Origin of the sequence: Bathymodiolus japonicus methanotrophic gill symbiont (genome assembly GCF_019721995.1) — a bacterium.
GTDB lineage: Bacteria > Pseudomonadota > Gammaproteobacteria > Methylococcales > Methylomonadaceae > Methyloprofundus.
Map to the genome: position 1 here is coordinate 102,847 of NZ_BLYC01000009.1, position 17,909 is coordinate 120,755.

Sequence of the window (17,909 nt, forward strand, 5' to 3'; positions counted from 1 at the left end):
CAACAACGTTAATTTATTGATTTAAGCATAGAAGAAAAACCCAAGTCTTGCCATAATACCAACTTTAAATATTTCAGGGTATTTCTCATTGAAGCGCATCCTCTTAGGTATCACTGGTGGTATTGCCGCATATAAGTCAGCCGAATTGCTTAGGCTATTAACCCAGCATAACTATGATGTCAGAGTCGTTATGAGCGCATCTGCGACCCAGTTTATTAGCCCGCTGACTTTTCAGGCCCTATCTGCTCACCCCGTGCACACTCAGTTGCTGGACGCGGATCAGGAAAATGCCATGGGACATATCAATCTGGCACGCTGGGCAGATCTGCTATTAATTGCCCCAGCAACAGCAAACAGCATGGCGAAGTTCAGCCATGGGCTGGCAGATGATTTATTAAGCACTTTATATCTTGCAGTTACATGTCCGGTTTATATAGCCCCCGCAATGAACCAGGCAATGTGGCTCAAACCTGCAACGCAGGAAAATATTCAGCGCTTAAGCAGCCATGGCGTGATATTTATTGGCCCAGACCAAGGTAGTCAAGCCTGTGGGGATGTAGGTCCCGGGCGCATGAGAGAGCCGCAAGCCATTTTGCAACATATAATGGCACAGAGTGCTCCTGCCCTTTTACAAGGAAAAAACGTCCTGATTACAGCAGGCCCCACCCGTGAACGATTAGACCCAGTACGCTATATTAGTAATCACAGCTCTGGAAAAATGGGTTATGCATTGGCAGAGCAGGCACAACGTCTCGGTGCACAAGTTACTCTGATCAGTGGCCCGGTTGCACTTTCGGCGCCAAGGCATGTTAATACCATTTTAATAGAGAGCGCCGCCGATATGTATAACGCTGTCATGCAGCATATTATCGGACAAGATATTATGATTGCCGCTGCTGCCGTCGCGGATTACACCCCAGAAAATGTACAGCCGGAAAAAATCAAAAAACAAAATGAGCAAACTGAACTAAACTTAGTCAAAACCAAAGATATCGTTGCCAGTGTAGCTAATTTAGACAATCCGCCATTTAGCGTTGGCTTTGCTGCAGAAACCCAGGATCTGAAGCACTACGCCAAAACCAAGTTAAAGCGTAAAAACCTGGATATGATTGCTGCTAACTGGGTCGGCCTGGCAGAAGGGGGCTTTGACTCTGATCATAATGCATTACAAGTGTATTGGCAAAACGGCCAGAAAACACTCGCTATGACGGATAAACCACAGCTTGCCAGTCAGCTATTGACTTTAATTGCCGAGAGATTACATGCAAAAAATACAGCTTAAAATACTGGACGCACGTCTGGGTAATGAAATTCCTATGCCCGCTTATGCGACTAATGGCTCTGCAGGCTTTGATTTGCGTGCCTGTCTGCAGGCCGATACGCTTCTACAGCCAGGCGAAACAATACTAATTCCCACTGGTATCGCCCTGCATATCGATGACCCTCAGCTTGCAGCAGTTTTATTACCACGCTCTGGTCTAGGACATAAGCATGGTATCGTACTCGGCAACCTGGTCGGACTGATTGACTCTGATTACCAGGGTCAGGTATTTGTCTCCTGCTGGAATCGAAGACAGCAAGCGTTTACCATTAAAATAGCCGAACGGATTGCCCAGATGGTATTTGTACCAGTAGTACAGGCTGACTTTGAAATAGTTACTGAATTTGAGCAATCAGAGCGTGGCGCTGGCGGCTTTGGGCATACGGGGCGTCATTAACAAACGTTTAATTCATCCACTAGGAGCAGGAAGTAGAAGAGGCAAATACATTTATTATCTGCGGAACATAGCAGTCAATGAATGCTGCACTAGCTTAAACTACAGGTATCAGTATATATGGGACGTATTTTTTCTTTTATCGCCATAGCCGTTATTCTAATAACGACACTGACCGGCGCTGGTGTTTTCTATCTCGCACAAGCCCACGATGATCAGATAAAAGCTACCGCCTTAAATGGATTAGTAAAAGGCATTGCACAAAGCATATCTACCCGCACTCAGTTATTAAGCGAAACCCTACGTAATATAGCTCAATCACCCGAGATTGTTAATACATTGAATCGATCGGATCTGCCACGCGCTAAAGTCCAGGTGCAACAGATGAGCGCCTATTTGCCGGATGCAATGGCCTTCAGATTATTGCTACCCTCCGACAATAAACCGGATAATTCAATTACCCCGCATATGGGCTATGCGGATTTAGACCTGGTAAAAAATACTTTTCAAAAGCCGCAACACCCTTTAATTCAAGGCGAGCAGGGCGAAAATAGTCACTTGGCAATTACCCATGGTATCGAGCAGGATGGACAGGTTATTACGGTAATTCTGGCAAGTGTCGATTTTCAAGATCTGCAACAAAATTTTAAAATACTCACCGATGAGCAGACTTATATCGAACTGAAGCAGGCCAATGTCGTGCTATTTTCTCATGGCAAAGCGGCTCTAAAATCATCAGCAAGGCATCACGAATTCAAAGTAAAAAATACTGCCTGGACTATCTCGTATTGGTATCAGGACAGCCTTGATTTAACGCTCGCGTACACCGTTCCGGGAATTATATTTTTTGCCGCTATTATTTCAGCTCTTACTTGCTATCTAGGCTATAGAAAATTACGCTCATTATTAATTACCGACCAGCACTCTATTCTGCAAGCTACTAAGGATTTATTACTAGGACATGCAAATGGTAACTACCCGGTTAAGTTGAAAGTGATGGGCAGTTTTATTTCTTCCATTATTCAGTTTAAGCGAGAAAACGACATCGCCGGCACGAATACCCCAAAAGCATTTGAGATCCACACTCAGGAAACCGATACGCCTTTTCTTGACACGCAACTAGTCGGAATTGAAGTAAAGGATGTGCAAGGCGAAGAGGCCTAAGCCATCATTTCGCTACCTGAATTTACCCATAAAAAGCCCTGCACAAACACTAAAATTGAACCGACTTTAAGCCCTCTGCCCAAAACCGAACAAGCCGTTGCAGTGAAAAAATCCAGTCCAACGGATGTTATTTTTCGCGCTTATGATATCCGCGGTATCGTTGATAAAACGCTGACTACAGAGATTATCTACGATATAGGCCGGGCTCTAGGCAGCGAAGCAGTAGATAAAGGCATTAAAACTCTTGTTACTGCCAAAGATGGTCGCATATCCAGCCCAGACTTTAGTAAGGTTCTGGCAGATGCATCAGTGCTCCCCTATCAATTGAGGCCGTGAAACTAACCTCGCCACAAGAGAGCTCATAAAGCACTGTAAAGACATTCCTGTTATTATTGCGTTTTGAACTGCCCGAATGGTATACGAGCTGATACGAGATATTCTTGCCTAGAAAAATAATGGATTCACAAAACGATCTCGTTTTTGAGCCTGTTGCTGCCTTATCTCCAGAGCCTCGCTATATTTTTTATCCGATGGATGAATCAATTCTGGCAGTTGTGTTTTTGAAATCTCTTCAAACACGCGCATTAAATTATAGCTCATTGCAGTCAGGCGCATTTGATTTTCAAGTGAGCGGGTATTGGAAGACCAAGCTTTAGTTTCCTTGAAATTACTTTTAGTGTTATTGAATGTCTTTTCAATCGTCCATCGCTTGAAATACAGCATGGCAATGGTTCCATGGTTAATAGTCATTGGCAAGGTTGTCACAAACCGGTGAAGTTTTCCGGTTTCTGGATCACGGTAATCCACCACGTTAAATTTGATGCCCTTGTTTTCGTACACACTGTATGCTTCAACCCCTGTATTGATCTCATGGCGGGAGTCAAAAGGGATAGACTCAACCAGAGTCGCAATTGAATTTTCTTTTAGCATTGAAATCATGTAATTAGCATGTCGTTTCTGCCGATCCCACCAGACAAAGTCGGTGACGGCTTTATCGTAGACATAGAGATGTTTCTGAGAGCTGTTATTTCCCTTGTTTTGCTTTTCAATATGATCTCGTAACACAGGTATTTCTTGATGTCTCTGAGTTCCGTTTGTCACCAGACAAAGAAATCTGAGAAACCCACTTCTGAGATTCAACGCGTAAATCCCCCCGGCTGCATAAACTTTCCCTTGCTGTTTTTTTCAGTATGGCAGGCATGATCAATAAAATGTCCATCCGCTGCTTCTATGGTGTATTCGTCAAGTTCCGGGAATGCTTTAAGATAATCAATGCCTTACGATAGCAGTGTTTCAGCGTGAAGATGATAGCTCTGCTGTTCAAATGCCTCAAGCATACTTGTTCGTCTATGCGACTTCAGTGATTTAAAATACGTTGAGTGGGGAAGCCGCTGGCCATAAATCTGTTCATTGGTTTGGAGGAAATGGCGACCACTATCGACTACACTGATACAGCGTAATAACCCAAGGCGAATAAAGTCGATATCCTTCAACTCTGGGCATGAACGAGCCCACAAAGGATGACGCTCTGCTAACAGGGCACGTTCCATACTTTCATTGCAGTGTTGGTGAATATGTTCAGAGAGTGGTAGGTCTTTAAGCATGGGTGATATCCGTTTATGAGGTGATTAAAACGGAAATTTTTAGAAAATTTTTTCGGCAATTGCAAGCTTTATTTGAAATTATTTGTTGTTTCTTTACGGTGCCTACAGAGTGTCTATTTGCTGTTATAAGTGATTAAAATCAAAAAGATGGAAATATTCGAGTGGTGCTACCTTCAGGTAGGTTATAGGCTGCTTTGTTTAGGTACTTCTTCTTTCAATGGGAACACTGATGATAAACATGGCAAAACCACCTAAAATAAACCTCGATACACCAGCATTGTGTATTTCAGCTACTCAATAATTGGGAAACTTCAGTATTAAACTTGCCCGCGGCTTAAAAGTAGTGATCGATGCAGGCAATGGTGTTGCCGGTAAAATAGCGCCAATATTATTTAGAACCCTGGGCTGTGAAGTGGTTGAGTTGTTTTGCAACATAGATGGTACTTTTCCAAATCACCACCCCGATCCGAGTAATCCTAAAAACCTGGTTGATTTAATTGCAGCAGTTGAAAAGCATCAGGCCGATGTGGGACTTGCTTTTGATGGAGATCGAGACCGACTGGGTGTCGTGGATAGCTATGGAAAAATTATTTGGCCAGATCGGCAAATGATGCTGTTTAGCAAATTTATTCTGGCTAAAAAACCCGGAGCTGAAATTATCTATGATGTAAAGTGTAGCCGTAATTTACCAGCGCAAATAATAAGAAATGGCGGCACACCCACTATCTGGAAAACCGGGCACTCGCTGATGAAAGCCAAGCTTAAGGAAAATAACGCTATTTTTGCAGGAGAAATGAGTGGTCATCTGTTTTTTAATGACCGCTGGTTTGGCTTTGATGATGGCTTATATTCTGCAGCACGGCTAGTTGAAATACTGGCGACAGAAACACGCACCAGTGCCATGGTTTTTGCCGAATTTCCTGATAGCCCTAATACACCGGAATTAAGCATAGACGTAACTACTCAGCGAAGCTGAGTAGTTCAATGAAATTATAAAGCAAATTCAGGTAACTTTCCCTCAAAGACCAAGGTCATTGCCTGAGTTGCACTTAGACCTTGTTTACGGCACGTTGATAAATACCCTCTGACACGACAAAATATCTCTGCACCCTTGGTACTACGAAAGCAGCCGGATATTTTCTGTTGAACCTTGGCCATCCGAATCGAATTTTCTGCGGCATTATTGGTAAATGGCACCCAGGTATTTGTCATGAAGCGCAAGACATCCTCTTCATAATTAATCAGCCTTTCCAGTAAGTTTCTAGCTTTACTGCGTTTTATTCGCTCCCGTTTTACTTCTTTAGGCTTATCGGGTGGTGGGCATTCGATCTCCGCTTTGCCAAGTAATTCTCTGTATTCTACCTTCCATTTTTCTGCTTCTTTATGTAGTAGCATGCCACCTGCTTCATTGACGGCATCATTCATTTTTTCAAGTAGTCGTTTCATTTCAAGCGCCCACTCCTGTTTATCCTGCTCCCAGGCGCGCGTTAATTCCCTCAAATGATGTGCATTACAAAGCGAATGAGTACAATCATATTTATAGTAGGGCTTCCAATGATCATGACATAAAATCCCATGAAAATGGGGTAAAATACCAATGTCATTCATTGCCTCTGTGCCACGTTTGGCATGGGGAAAGAAGTGTGTCCACTGAACATTGGAGGCCCCATGTAGCCAATGGCGCTTACCATTAATATTAATGCCTGTTTCATCCGCATGAATGCACGCTGATTCGACTAAGTGTTCTTTACTGATAGTTTCAAACCCAGCCAACTTCTCATAGGCCAGTTCATTGAAATTATAGATAGAGCCTTCACTAATCGGCATACCTAATTGATCAGCGAAATACTCCTGTATTCGGTTGTAGGGCAATAACTGATATTGCGAAAGATAAACCACATGGGCTTTTATCCCATTACCATATTGCGCAGCCTTAGTAACCTCATCTGGAAAAGGAGCGATAAAACACTGACCTTTTCCATTTATCAACCGTTGCGCCTGGTATTCTGTCACTACCCTTGAGATATCAATATCGAATACCTGGCGTGTTTCAAAGCCATCTGCCGTGTATCGCCCTTTTGGCAAGGTACGGCGATCAATGGTAATGATCTCGATTTCATCCGGGTCATCTATTTTTTGAAGTGTCGTGCCGACATGCGATTTTTGTCCGCCAGAAGGCTTATCTGATTTTTTTCGATTCCCTTTTTTACGGTTTGGGATCACTTGCAGGTGGTTTACTGCTATTTTTGCTGTTCAGTGTCACTCCATTGAGTAATACCGTGACTAATAATAGAATCACTTCCAGTGCTGATTTTAGCGCAGGCGATATATCACGCTCAGTTTCAAGTAACTGTTTGGCATGACTGATTGCGGAATCAACATCGATGAAGTCTATTTTCAAAGGGTAACCTGTATTGCTTTAAGGACAGGCTTATTATCTCATGGGTTTTAAATCCCGAATTTTCCTTGTTTTAAGCGATTGTAAGGCGAATAAAAAAGTTCTTCGAGGTCGTAGATGTTTAAGGGGACATTTTGTGATGACTATAGCGATAGAAGCAATAAAGCGTGGATTAATCGACTGTTGGGCAGTTTACTAAAAATCACAAAAACCAGACTAAAACCCTGTCAAGAACTTTTTTAATTATTCAGGCGCGCCATGCTACCTCACAACATTCTGGGACTCCTGTCACCAACATTCATTCGCCTACGCAGCGAATGGGAGATGCCCTGGTCGCCCTGCGTCCGCCTCAACTACTCAACTACGCACAAAACCCTGCTCAGTTAAGTCTACCTCAAATGGCTGGACGGCTATTCGGAATGCAATTCTTGCCTCCCTCGCGCGCTACCGCTGAAAATCCTAGAAACGGAGCTTTAGCGAAGTGAAGATTTTTAGTCCGCGATAGCCGTAGGGCCGTTGTTTTTTCGGAGTCTGAGCGTTAGCGAAGGTGGAGACAAAATAAAAGGCCATCCGACACGGCGTCAAGTCATTTGGAGCCTATGTTCCGACCCCTTGTTGGGTCGGGACGAGGTGACGAGGACGAATCGGGGCCGCCGGAGGCATAAGTGGTCGCGTTAAGTTTTTGCTGCTTGCTTGGGCTGGGATGCCCAAAACAAGCTTTCGCAAAAATAGCGACTCCCCAAACCTTTTTAACTTACTGCATTGTAGACATAAGGAGTACAATAGCTTTAGCCACTACTGTTACTAGAAAAAAGCTAAAGCTTGTTTACTCCTGTTTATTAGGTGTATTTTGATACCAAAACCTGACTATTCCATGAAAGAAAAAACTGCTAAGGGCATCGCCCATGTCCTGATAGAGTCCTTACCTTATATCCAGAAGTTTAAGGGCAAAACCGTTGTTATCAAATATGGCGGAAATGCCATGATCGATGAAAACCTGAAGGCCTGCTTTGCACAGGACATCGTATTGATGAAGCTGGTCGGCATTAACCCTATAGTTGTGCATGGTGGCGGTCCGCAAATAGGAAATTTACTTGGGCGTCTGAATATTGATACCGAATTTGTTAATGGCATGCGAGTTACCAACAGTGAAACCATGGATATTGTCGAAATGGTATTGGGTGGTCAGGTCAATAAAGATATTGTCAATCTGATTAATATGGCCGGCGGAAAAGCAGTCGGCTTAACGGGTAAAGACGGTGATTTCATCCGCGCCCGAAAGATAGACATGCAGCAATTTAATAAAGCATCTGGAGCTTCTGAAATCATTGATATAGGTCATGTTGGAGAAGTCATCTCGATAGACCCTTCCGTCGTGGAAATGCTTAGCCAAAGTGACTTTATCCCGGTCATTGCCCCGATAGGTGTAGGTGATGATGCACGCTCTTATAATATCAATGCGGATCTGGTTGCAGGTAAAGTTGCCGAGGTATTAAATGCTGAAAAATTAATGTTACTGACTAATATTCCAGGTATTTTAGACAAGCAGAATAATTTACTCACCGGTTTAACTCTTGAGGATATTGATTTGTTAATTGCAGATGGTACGATTTCTGGAGGTATGATTCCGAAAACACGGTGTGGAACGGATGCCCTGAAAGGTGGCGTAAACAGTGTGCATATTATTGATGGCCGGGTTCAACACGCGGTATTGCTGGAGCTATTTACCGACCAGGGAGTTGGCACCTTATTGATTAATTAAGCTTGGCTTATTCATCTGTTAGCATAATTCTAAGCATAATCCTAGAAAAATCAGTTGAGCGCGGAATTATAGTGCAATATATTGGTTTCACAGTGCTTTCAAAAAATCTTAGATTCACCCCTAGGTTAATAGGGTATTTTCTGGAAGTGCTATGGAATCAAGAGCTAGTGCTAGAAACCGTGAGCAACTGATTTTTCAAGGATAATTGTAATCATAAGGTTTTTCACAGTTTTAAATTTTAATATTCTTGATGGCCAACACTGATGAGAAAACTGAAGATAATAATATTCTTTTCCATTCTCACGGCTCTACTAATTAGCTTATCTGGCTGTGCAATAGAATCTACGCGAAAGCCGCAGCATTACACCAGCATACCAACAAAATTGTTTCGTTGCGAGCCCGATGAACAATCGTGCATGACGATCCCGATTATCCGCTCATTTGGAGAGGTGCAGATCTCAATCAATCTTGCAGAACGCAAAGTTAAATCATTTTCTGCAACAAAAATTCTCTCTTACTCTGAGATTGATTCAGTACAGGCGCGCCATGCTACCTCACGAAATTCCGGGACTCCTGTCGCCGTAATTCGTTCACCTACGCAGCGAATAGGAGATGCTCCAGCCGCCCTGCGTCCGCCACAGACTGAGCACAAAGCAGCTCAGTCATGGCTACCACAAATGGCTCTACGGCTATTCGGGATAAAATTTTAGCCTCCCTCGCGCGCTATCGCGCACTTCGGATTGGCAAATTTCCCTGCGCCTTCTGGAGACTATCAGCCCGTCCGGGGCTGACAGCGGCGGAAGAAGAACAGGCGCGCCATGCTACCTCACAACATTCTGGGACTCCTGTCACCAACATTCATTCGCCTACGCAGCGAATGGGAGATGCCCTGGTCGCCCTGCGTCCGTCTCAACTACGCACAAAACCCTGCTCAGTTAAGACTACCTCAAATGGCTGGACGGCTATTCGGGATGCAATTCTTGCCTCCCTCGCGCGCTACTAGCGCACTTCGGATCAGCGAATTGCCCTGTCGCCTACCAGGGACTAAAAATCATCACTCCGCTTAGGCTCCGTTTCCCTGATTTTAAGCGAATGACTTGATCTATTTACACGGTATAGGGCATGGGGTCGATAATACCTATCGTTCATGGAATGCGGTTATCGACCTGAATAATGGTCAATTATATAGTTCATCTATTACCACCGGCGCTGGACATATTACCTATGGTGAATGCCATGCAGACAACGAACAATAGATCAGGCCAGATAAGCTGGCTATTTCGCGCTTTAACTCTGTGCGCATTACTTAGCTGAAGTTTCCCAATTATTGAGTAGCTGAAATACGCAATGCTGGTGTATCGAGGTTTATTTTAGGTGGTTTTGCCATGTTTATAGCAAACCCCTACTTAATTCCCCTTAGGCAATAGCATTTGAAACGAATGAAAAGACTATTTTTTCATATAGTTGTAGCATAGTCTCAATTTTACCATAAATAATTATTGGAAAACTTCAGTTACTTAGTATTTCCAATATCTGTAGTGCTGAAAAAACCCTGGTATATAGTATAGATTTTTCCAGTCAGCCTGATGCAGATGCGCTGCCCTGGCTGGAAAAAAAAGGCTATATTTTCAAACTCGATGCCGATGATATTGACGTTACTTTCAAAGACAAGCAGTTAAATTTTGCGACGACACAACAAAAAACCGCACTTTTTGGCTTAAAATTAGCGCCAGAAAATTATCTGCAAAATATCACCGCTATTGAGATAGAGTGGGGAGTTATTAGACAACCGACAGGTGCAAACTGGGAAAGTGGCAATAACCGGGTGCCTATTGCGCTGATGTTTTTCTTCGGTACGGAAAAAATCAGCAGCGGCTTACCCTTCGGCATAAATTCAGCGCCTTATTTTCTAAGCCCGTTTATCGGTCTTAAAGAAACACCCGGCAAAGTATATACCGGAAAACTCTATAACTCGATGTTCAAGTTTTCAGCTATAACTGGGCTAAGAAAAGTAAATTTTTCCGGCTTTGTTTTATAAGTGATTGATTTACAATGATGTTGATGCTTTCTTTGTCAGTAAAATTATCAATAAAATCAATCAGTTAAAAAACTTGAACATCGAGTATAAGAAAGGCGGACGTTATATCTGTGCAGCAACCACTACAGGCTCGAAAAAGCCTATTAAGTCAACAATCAAAGTTGACCCAAGGTACCTTAACCTATCTTCGTGACATATACAGTCAATTTCCCATTATTTCAATGAGTTAAATTTTTCAATCGGCCCCAGTTGGCACTACAGGTTTCATATCAACGATCGTTTTAACTTTTCCAATCGGGTCGGGGTTAATATTCAACGCAGTGTATATTTGTTTTTGTCTGGTTTCTGCTTTGCTTGTGGTTCGCAGGTGAATGATTGTATCGTTATCCGTGGGTAAAGTAATGGTCATGCGTTGCTGGGTCGACATCCTGTTGCGAATGCTTTCCCAGCTTAGATGGATGTCCTGCAATCTAAGTTGATAACGCAGTACATGTACCAGGTGGTAAGCTAATAATGTGATGAATAGGTGTCCGGTAACCCGCTCTTCTTTTTTGTGATAGACAGGGCGCAAGCCTAGCTCGGTTTTCAGGCTTCTAAAGGTCGCTTCAATCTCAGTCAGCATGGTATAGGTTAGCCATAACTGTTCTTCCGACCAGTCAGGGATATTCGTTCTTAGGCAGTAAACACCACAGTGCTTATCTTTTTGGTCACTTTCAGGTTTACGTTGCCATTCTATACCGATGGCTTTGTTTTTTTTGTCATCCGCGATAACGTTAATGGTGTAATCTGCAGCAACACGGCTATGTTTTTCACGTAGTCGTCCGATACGTTCCAGTATTTTGTCGTATTTTTTAAGGGTGCCTTTTTTGCTCAGACCTGTGTGCAGTTTTTCCAGGGCCTCTTCCAGACGAGCATGGAAGCGATTACGGATACCTTGTTCTTTTTTTGCTTTTTGTTCTGAATGACAATAGAGTCGGGTTTCCCCGGTTTCTTGATCAACTTCACGATAAACAACAACATTGCTGTCCCGGGTATCCCTGACCGCTACCGGAGTTTTCTGATCTCTTGGGTTTTTTACATGTTGTTCTCGACTGACAACGAGATAATGATAATCTTGTTCGATTAACCAGGCAATATTGTCAGCGCTGGCAATGCCGGCATCCATGATAACCACCGGCTTTATTTGATGAAAGGGATCCTTGTCTCGCAGTTCGTCAAGCATCAGTTTCAAGGTCGCGGGCTCACTGGCGTTGCCGGGAAAAACCTGACTACTCAATGGAAAGCCGTCACCATCCAGAACCAGCCCCAGAGTAACCAACGGGCAATCAGTGCGTTTCTCTTTAGAGCGACCGAATTTCGCTTTCGGGTTTCGGGCGCACTGGCCTTCAAAATAAGTATTGGTCAGATCGTACAATACAATCTTGCGGTTTAAATTGAACAACGTCTGCTCTCGGTCAGCCAGAAAATATTCAAGAGTTGCCTGATGTTTGAGTAGCTTGTCACTGACTGCATATAATCGCGTCAGGCTGGTGTTACCGTAGTCATGACCCAGTAATTCGCCCAGGCCTGTTCGATTTTGCAACCAGTCATGTGTTTGCAGTTCACTGCCGGGTGAAACCATACGTCCTATGATAGTGCCCAGGGCCGTCGCCGTATCTACTTTATTAAAGCCCAGCGCCATGAGTTTTTCGTCTAGCTGTAACTGCTGTGCGGCATGCAGTGCCAGGGTTTCAACACCAATACTACGGGCATTAATGGCTTCGACATGATTAATATCGACATGATGAAAATCTCGCGTTGTTGTTTTTGAATCTAGCGGTTGTGACAGTTTTGCAGTCATCAGTGAGCTATAGCGCTGGGCTGTTGCTTCCAGAAGTTGATTTAAATCATCGGCTAAATTGAATAGCTCTTCCTGATGTGGTTCCAAACCTTGCTGTAATTGTTCGATTCTGGCCGTCAGCAAGGGCCAGTACTTTTTATCAATCGTAAAGTCCGCACCTATATTGAGCAATGTACGTTGCTTGACTTGTTTTCCTATACGCACAGATTCTACAATGCGGTAAGTGAAATAAGCTGAGCCGTCTTCAAGGCTTTTTGTTTTGGTTCTTCGAATATACATACCATTAGCATCGGTGAAAAATCAGGGAAAATCAAGGGTCAGAGCAAGTTAAGATGGCACTACAGAGACCCTCAAAAAAAAACACCATTGATTCTAAAGGGATTTTTACGATGAATTTTTAATGCGAATTATAAATCAATGACTTGAAGAGATAAAAGTGACGAAGATAGGTTAAGCAGTTTAAAAAAGATAAAATTCCTCCTCTTACCGCCATCGCTTTTCAAATGAATACCAAGGATACTGAGGGTGGCGCCCATGCCTTTATCCGCAAGCTTAATTTCTATTCAAACTAATCCAGGGGCTGTACGAAATAGATTAAGTTTAAAAAACTAGCTATGAAAATGTAACTTCCGATGTCCTGCTGACTGCCTTGTCTCAAAGCCATCAATCCAGCTGTTAAGAGTTCATAGCATTATTTGACTGATACCTAACAGTGAACTAAGCTATTATCTGTGATGAAGTTCACATAATTTATAGCTGATTTAACTCTGAAGCCTACTTATTAGTTGGATCTAAGAGAGTCATACGGCACTTTAACCCTTCCGGCCTGGCTATTAGCTCGCTTGCGACATTCAGCATAAACTGTGAAACCTTGTGTCCGGAATAATGTTGACACTTCAGGCTATTTGTTGGTATCAAATTCATTTTTATCAATACATATCAGACTTTTATCCAGCCCTAGCGATACAAAGTAAGTTGACTGCATAACAATAACTGCACGCATTTTTGAGGAGATAAAGATGTATTTTCCACTTATTGAAAGACGCATAGCCGCAAAAGATAGGCGCTTACCCTCTACCGATAGAAGGCAAGCAAATAAGATTCATTCAGTAGGAAATAATAAAAGAACTAAACAGGCTCGCCGCAAGGGAAATGACCGACGTACTTTAATATTGGATCGCGAAACGCTAAGAGATTACGCAGCATTTCTAAACAAAGCGCATGAGCATGAAGAAAAAAATCTAAGTCTTTCTTATTCTGCTCCACATTTTTACTTCCATTAACAGTGGCCGCTGTTAGTATATTTGCAACCATTTCAATTAATAATCAGCAAGTCGCTAGTGCTGAAAAACTTGCCATCGGGCAGCAGAAAAATGCCAAATTAATTGCCGACGCCCAACAAGAAAACGCTATAAAAATTGCTGACGGGGAAATGGAAACACCTGAATTCGTATAATAAGTGCATAACCCTCTGCAAGTATTGGCTAGACTAACACCTGTTGAATTAAGACAAGACATAGGTGTAAAGTAAACAGCTACCAAACAATTTACAGAGGCTACAAATGAGCTATACACACCTATGTCCTGAAGAAAGATATTATATAGAAATTGAATTAAAAAAGGGAACTTCACAGAATAAAATAGCAGAAGCCTTAGAACGAAGCCAAAGCAATATTTCACGCGAGATTAAACGCAATACAGGTCAAAGAGGCTACAGGCATAAACAAGCAGAAGATTTTGCCCAAGAACGACACAAAAACAAGCCTAAAGAGGTTAAATTAACGGATGAAATAAAAGGCATTGTTAATGTTCGCATTGAGGATGACCGGAGTCCTGAGCAGATTGCAGGGCGGTTAAAACAAGCAGGCGCGCCATGCTACCTCACGAAATTCCGGGACTCCTGTCGCCATAATTCGTTCACCTACGCAGCGGATGGGAGATGCCCTGAACGCCCTGCGTCCGCAACGACTACGCACAAAAGCCGCTTCGTCATTACTACCTCACTGGCTGGACGGCTATTCGGAATGCAATTCTTGCTCCTCTCGCGTGCTGCTAGCACACGTCGAATCAGCGAATTGCCCTGTCGCCTATCAGGGACTAAAAATCACCACTTCGCTAAGCTCCGTTTCCATGATTTTCAGCGAAGGTATAATTAGTCTTCATCATGAAACAATCTACCAGCATATTCTGGCGGACAAAAAGGCAGGGGGTGAACTATACAAGCATCTTCGGCATCAGAACAAAACCTATCGCAAGCGGTATGGGTCAGCCCATAATAGGACAGGAATCCCTAATAGAGTCGATATAGATGAGCGTCCTGAAGAGGTCAACAACCGTAAGCGTATAGGTGATTGGGAGGCAGATACAATCATTGGGAAAAATCACAAAGGGGCGATTGTAACGTTGGATGAGCGAGTCTCTAAATTACGGTTGACCTTCCCTTTAGCGGGGAAAAAGGCTCAATATGTATTAGACGCAACTATTTTAATGCTTGATCCTATAAAAAGCTTTGTTAAAACAATTACTTTTGATAACGGGAAAGAGTTTACCCTGCATGAAAAAATAGCAGAAGCACTAGGCTGTGATACGTATTTTGCGACTCCCTACAGCTCTTGGGAAAGAGGGCAAAATGAGAATGCTAATGGCTTATTAAGACAGTATTTCCCTAAAGTAATGGAGTTGATTGATGTTACGATAAAAGAGGTTTTTATAGCCGTTGATAAGCTAAATAGTCGCCCTAAAAAGTGTCTCAATTACAAAACACCTTATGAGGTATTTGAAGAGCTGACTGGGATAGATATGAAAAATTTATTGGGTTATGTACTTATGACTTGAATTCAGGACAGAACATTTAAAACACATGGTAAAAATTTTTTCTTCTATTATCTCACCTGAGAAAAAAGATACGCAGGCAGTTATTGAGCAACGCATTCGTTCTTTAGCCGTCTATGATAATGAAGCATTACCTTTCCTATTACAGATTCGCCAACACTTCTCAAGCCTTAGCGACTCTTCCTTAGGAGAAAAAGACCTATCAGCTATGGCAGAAAAGGAAGACAGAAAAAATGCAACAAACAAAGCAAATATAGCTACCACTACAATAAAAACAATTATTCGATATAGTCAGCTGAATGTCCCTAACCAATACATCGAAGGTAAGTCTAAGAAGGATTATCTTAACCTGCGAAATAAAGAATACAAAAATTATAATCTGGAAAACAGCACCTTTACAAATGTTAACTTCTATAACTCGATGTTCAAGTTTTTCCATCCCATTGCCATCAAACTCTTACCTTCACCCAGCAGAACAATACTTTAATGATGGTGTTGGCTCTAAGCGCCCTAAATCTCTGCCAATCATATGTTTTCCTGATGGCATCAGTTGAAACACATCCTTTATTAATTCACCTAACTCTTTCAGCTTATCACCAGGATCTGGAAACTCTAGCAATGACGTGATGAACTCAAGCAGTACATCCATTTGAGACTTGCGCTGTAAGCTTCCTACGGTATACGCAGGTAGTTTGCTTTCAATGTGGGCTATTTGCTCTGGGTGAAGGAGAAGGCAATGGTCAAACAAAAGACTCAGAATCAGGCCACGGCTTGATCCCTCTTCATCTAATTGTTTGGCCTCACGCCCCCATCCTTCATAAAGCTTCCAGTCCTCAAAGAAAACCTCAATCAGCCATCTCAACGTATAGGCTTGAATAATATCTTGTGTGCGCCAAGTCAGGTCTGTCGCCACTAAATAGCGATAGTCGTTTTCACCGTCATATTTTAAGGCAATGACAAAGCGTTTTTTACTGTGAGAACTCACCTTTAATCGTGCACTGCTGACAGTCACTTTAATCTCTTTGCCGCCACGTACGCGTATTATCTGATCAATGCCTTTGTTAATCGAATTAAAGTAGCTCTCGACTGACCTTATTCTACCTCTATATTCAATATTTTGGTTTTTACGTAATTGGCTAATCACCTGCGAGCCTCCAGATTCTTTAGCGGCTTCGTCCATAAAGGCTTTTTCACCATACAGCGCATCAAGCCAGTACGCCTTTAATTTTAATCAGGCTATGCGCAACTTTAAACTCTTTTAATAAGCCTAATGCAATCTCTGTTTTGGTCGGGTAGGCACTGTCACGTTCAGGCTTAATAGGCCGATCTTTTTTTGCTATACCCCTCTTTTTCAACCGTTTATCTTCTTTATCCCACTGCTTTAAGGCTGGATCCGGCATATAAAAGAAAAAACCGACAGGCACTGTAATGGATGAGGTAACTAGCAGCAATAATACTATCGTTTGTCCATTAACATACCCGCCGGAGCCTTTGTGTTTCTGCTTGTAAACCTTATAAATACGTTTTGTAGACTTAGATCGTGCTCGGTCTGATTCATCAAAGGCCAACACACCTTCAGTAACTGAAGTTTCCCAATAATTATTTATGGTAAAATTGAAAATATGCTACAACTATAGTTTCTCAGATAAATAATTTCCAAATTTGGAGCGCTTAAACTTAGGCGGTAACAACGAAATCTTCCCGCAATTTTTGCATAACACAAATCACTTTACTGGCATCATGCATATAAGTGTTAAAAGTTTGCACAACTGAATCATGAAGATCTTCAAAAGTTTTAAAATACTTCATATGAGTCGAATCGCGTTTCGTATTTTTCCATAATTTCTCAATCGGATTAAAATCCGGCGAGAACGCAGGGAGACGTTCTACTGTCAAACGATCTACATTAGCTAACTTAAATTCCTTAATAACACCGCTTCCATGATACGGGGCACCATCTTCAATTAGAATAATCTTGCCTTTATAATAAGCCAGCAATTGTGTTAAAAACTCAACATAGCTTTCACCATTAAAACGCCCAGATGTTTCAGCGTGTTGTAATATCATTGGCTTATAACTCTCGATTAAGACGTTGTCGGCAATAGAATATATCGCTTCCATAAAAAGCTTCTGTGTTGGATATTTCTCATTTTTTAAGCTTTTAAGAATAGCTAAAAATTCTTGAGGCAGCCCAGCTTCTTTTAAAAGTCTAAGTGACTTTGGTTTTATCTCATAAGCCAATGATTCTCGGTATTGAAAACTCCCTCCTTCGAGTTCGATCGTACCAAACATTTTCAACCCTTTTCGAATCCCTGATGTTTTCACTGTGGGTTGCTCTCCTATTGGAGCCCAGGTTCGTGCCAATGAACCCCACATAGCAAATGACACCTCATCACCGAATAAAACGACACTCTTTTCTTCTACCGCCTTTTCCATAATGGCAGGCAATGTTTCTTCCAGCCACGTTTTTCTTTCAAGCTCGTACTTTTCTTCTTCTTGGCGATCAGTCACAAAACGAGCTTTTTGATAACTGAAGCCCAGTTTTTTCATTAGGCT

At 42.4% G+C, this 17,909-nt stretch carries 18 protein-coding genes and 4 pseudogenes; 13 read left to right on the forward strand and 9 right to left on the reverse strand.

The genetic code is table 11. The annotated features are described in order from the left end of the window. Nucleotides 1–88 precede the first annotated feature (88 nt). The 4 genes from coaBC (at nt 89) to K6984_RS13990 (ending at nt 3,215) form a co-directional block, all read left to right on the forward strand. Nucleotides 89–1,282 (forward strand): bifunctional phosphopantothenoylcysteine decarboxylase/phosphopantothenate--cysteine ligase CoaBC, encoded by a 1,194-nt coding sequence (gene coaBC / locus K6984_RS13975; protein WP_230988087.1) that lies wholly within the window; start codon nt 89–91, stop codon nt 1,280–1,282. Further along, nucleotides 1,263–1,718: a dUTP diphosphatase gene (dut, locus tag K6984_RS13980; protein ID WP_221896084.1), complete on the forward strand. Its 456-nt coding sequence runs from the start codon at nt 1,263–1,265 to the stop codon at nt 1,716–1,718. The genes coaBC and dut overlap by 20 nt, the downstream gene beginning before the upstream one ends. A 117-nt stretch (nt 1,719–1,835) precedes the next feature. Beyond that, entirely contained in the window at nt 1,836–2,879 is a 1,044-nt protein-coding gene (locus tag K6984_RS13985; protein WP_221896085.1) for a hypothetical protein, read from the forward strand. 102 nt (nt 2,880–2,981) lie between these two features. Next, nucleotides 2,982–3,215 (forward strand): hypothetical protein, encoded by a 234-nt coding sequence (locus tag K6984_RS13990; protein WP_230988088.1) that lies wholly within the window; start codon nt 2,982–2,984, stop codon nt 3,213–3,215. A 108-nt stretch (nt 3,216–3,323) separates the two neighbouring features. Here the strand turns inward: K6984_RS13990 and K6984_RS13995 are convergent, their stop codons facing one another. Both K6984_RS13995 and K6984_RS14000 read right to left on the reverse strand, forming a co-directional pair. Then, complete coding sequence (locus tag K6984_RS13995) at nt 3,324–4,019, reverse strand: transposase (RefSeq protein ID WP_221896086.1); 696 nt, start codon at nt 4,017–4,019, stop codon at nt 3,324–3,326. A gap of 137 nt (nt 4,020–4,156) precedes the next feature. After that, a complete protein-coding gene (locus K6984_RS14000; RefSeq protein ID WP_221896087.1) occupies nt 4,157–4,483 on the reverse strand; it encodes a hypothetical protein in 327 nt (108 codons plus the stop codon). A 316-nt stretch (nt 4,484–4,799) separates the two neighbouring features. On the opposite strand from K6984_RS14000, the pseudogene K6984_RS14005 reads away from it, so the two are divergent. Beyond that, nucleotides 4,800–5,441: pseudogene (locus K6984_RS14005) on the forward strand (phosphohexomutase domain-containing protein); the annotation flags it as partial. Nucleotides 5,442–5,473: 32 nt separating this feature from the next. On the opposite strand, the pseudogene tnpC reads toward K6984_RS14005, so the two are convergent. Then, nucleotides 5,474–6,884, reverse strand: a pseudogene (gene tnpC, locus K6984_RS14010) (IS66 family transposase). 314 nt (nt 6,885–7,198) lie between these two features. On the opposite strand from tnpC, the gene K6984_RS14015 reads away from it, so the two are divergent. Next, a complete protein-coding gene (locus K6984_RS14015) occupies nt 7,199–7,366 on the forward strand; it encodes a hypothetical protein (protein WP_221896089.1) in 168 nt (55 codons plus the stop codon). 112 nt (nt 7,367–7,478) lie between these two features. On the opposite strand, the gene K6984_RS33545 is transcribed toward K6984_RS14015, so the two are convergent. Continuing rightward, the gene (locus tag K6984_RS33545; RefSeq protein WP_263458596.1) at nt 7,479–7,607 is read right to left on the reverse strand and encodes a hypothetical protein; all 129 of its coding nucleotides are present in this window, start codon (nt 7,605–7,607) and stop codon (nt 7,479–7,481) included. Between the two features lie 148 nt (nt 7,608–7,755). Here K6984_RS33545 and argB point away from each other — a divergent pair, with 148 nt between their 5' ends. Then, on the forward strand, nt 7,756–8,643 hold the full coding sequence (argB, locus tag K6984_RS14020; protein WP_221896090.1) for an acetylglutamate kinase: 888 nt from the start codon (nt 7,756–7,758) through the stop codon (nt 8,641–8,643). A gap of 514 nt (nt 8,644–9,157) precedes the next feature. Here the strand turns inward: argB and K6984_RS14025 are convergent. After that, nucleotides 9,158–9,295, reverse strand: a complete 138-nt coding sequence (locus K6984_RS14025) for a hypothetical protein (protein ID WP_221896091.1) — start codon at nt 9,293–9,295, stop codon at nt 9,158–9,160. 12 nt (nt 9,296–9,307) lie between these two features. On the opposite strand from K6984_RS14025, the gene K6984_RS14030 reads away from it, so the two are divergent. Beyond that, the gene (locus K6984_RS14030; protein WP_221896092.1) at nt 9,308–9,646 is read left to right on the forward strand and encodes a hypothetical protein; all 339 of its coding nucleotides are present in this window, start codon (nt 9,308–9,310) and stop codon (nt 9,644–9,646) included. 822 nt (nt 9,647–10,468) lie between these two features. Beyond that, entirely contained in the window at nt 10,469–10,681 is a 213-nt protein-coding gene (locus K6984_RS14035) for a hypothetical protein (protein ID WP_221896093.1), read from the forward strand. A 235-nt stretch (nt 10,682–10,916) separates the two neighbouring features. On the opposite strand, the gene K6984_RS14040 is transcribed toward K6984_RS14035, so the two are convergent. Further along, nucleotides 10,917–12,800 carry an IS1634 family transposase gene (locus K6984_RS14040; protein ID WP_221896094.1) on the reverse strand — a complete coding sequence of 628 codons (1,884 nt, stop codon included), beginning with the start codon at nt 12,798–12,800 and terminating at the stop codon, nt 10,917–10,919. Nucleotides 12,801–13,806: 1,006 nt separating this feature from the next. Between K6984_RS14040 and K6984_RS14045 the strand changes: the two genes are divergently transcribed. The 4 genes and pseudogenes from K6984_RS14045 to K6984_RS14055 all read left to right on the forward strand — a co-directional run bounded on the left by K6984_RS14045 (nt 13,807) and on the right by K6984_RS14055 (nt 15,840). Next, entirely contained in the window at nt 13,807–13,977 is a 171-nt protein-coding gene (locus K6984_RS14045) for a hypothetical protein (protein WP_221896095.1), read from the forward strand. A gap of 106 nt (nt 13,978–14,083) precedes the next feature. Further along, nucleotides 14,084–14,384 (forward strand): annotated as a pseudogene (locus tag K6984_RS36235) (transposase); the annotation flags it as partial. A 276-nt stretch (nt 14,385–14,660) separates the two neighbouring features. Further along, nucleotides 14,661–15,356 (forward strand): annotated as a pseudogene (locus tag K6984_RS14050) (IS30 family transposase); the annotation flags it as partial. Between the two features lie 25 nt (nt 15,357–15,381). Continuing rightward, the gene (locus K6984_RS14055) at nt 15,382–15,840 is read left to right on the forward strand and encodes a hypothetical protein (RefSeq protein WP_221896097.1); all 459 of its coding nucleotides are present in this window, start codon (nt 15,382–15,384) and stop codon (nt 15,838–15,840) included. On the opposite strand, the gene K6984_RS14060 is transcribed toward K6984_RS14055, so the two are convergent. From K6984_RS14060 to K6984_RS14070, 3 genes are all read right to left on the reverse strand, one after another. Next, nucleotides 15,817–16,533 (reverse strand): hypothetical protein, encoded by a 717-nt coding sequence (locus tag K6984_RS14060; RefSeq protein ID WP_221896098.1) that lies wholly within the window; start codon nt 16,531–16,533, stop codon nt 15,817–15,819. The genes K6984_RS14055 and K6984_RS14060 overlap by 24 nt on opposite strands. A gap of 25 nt (nt 16,534–16,558) precedes the next feature. Then, the gene (locus K6984_RS14065) at nt 16,559–16,921 is read right to left on the reverse strand and encodes a hypothetical protein (protein WP_221896099.1); all 363 of its coding nucleotides are present in this window, start codon (nt 16,919–16,921) and stop codon (nt 16,559–16,561) included. 109 nt (nt 16,922–17,030) lie between these two features. Continuing rightward, complete coding sequence (locus K6984_RS14070) at nt 17,031–17,903, reverse strand: transposase (RefSeq protein WP_221895925.1); 873 nt, start codon at nt 17,901–17,903, stop codon at nt 17,031–17,033. Between the last annotated feature and the right edge of the window lie 6 nt (nt 17,904–17,909).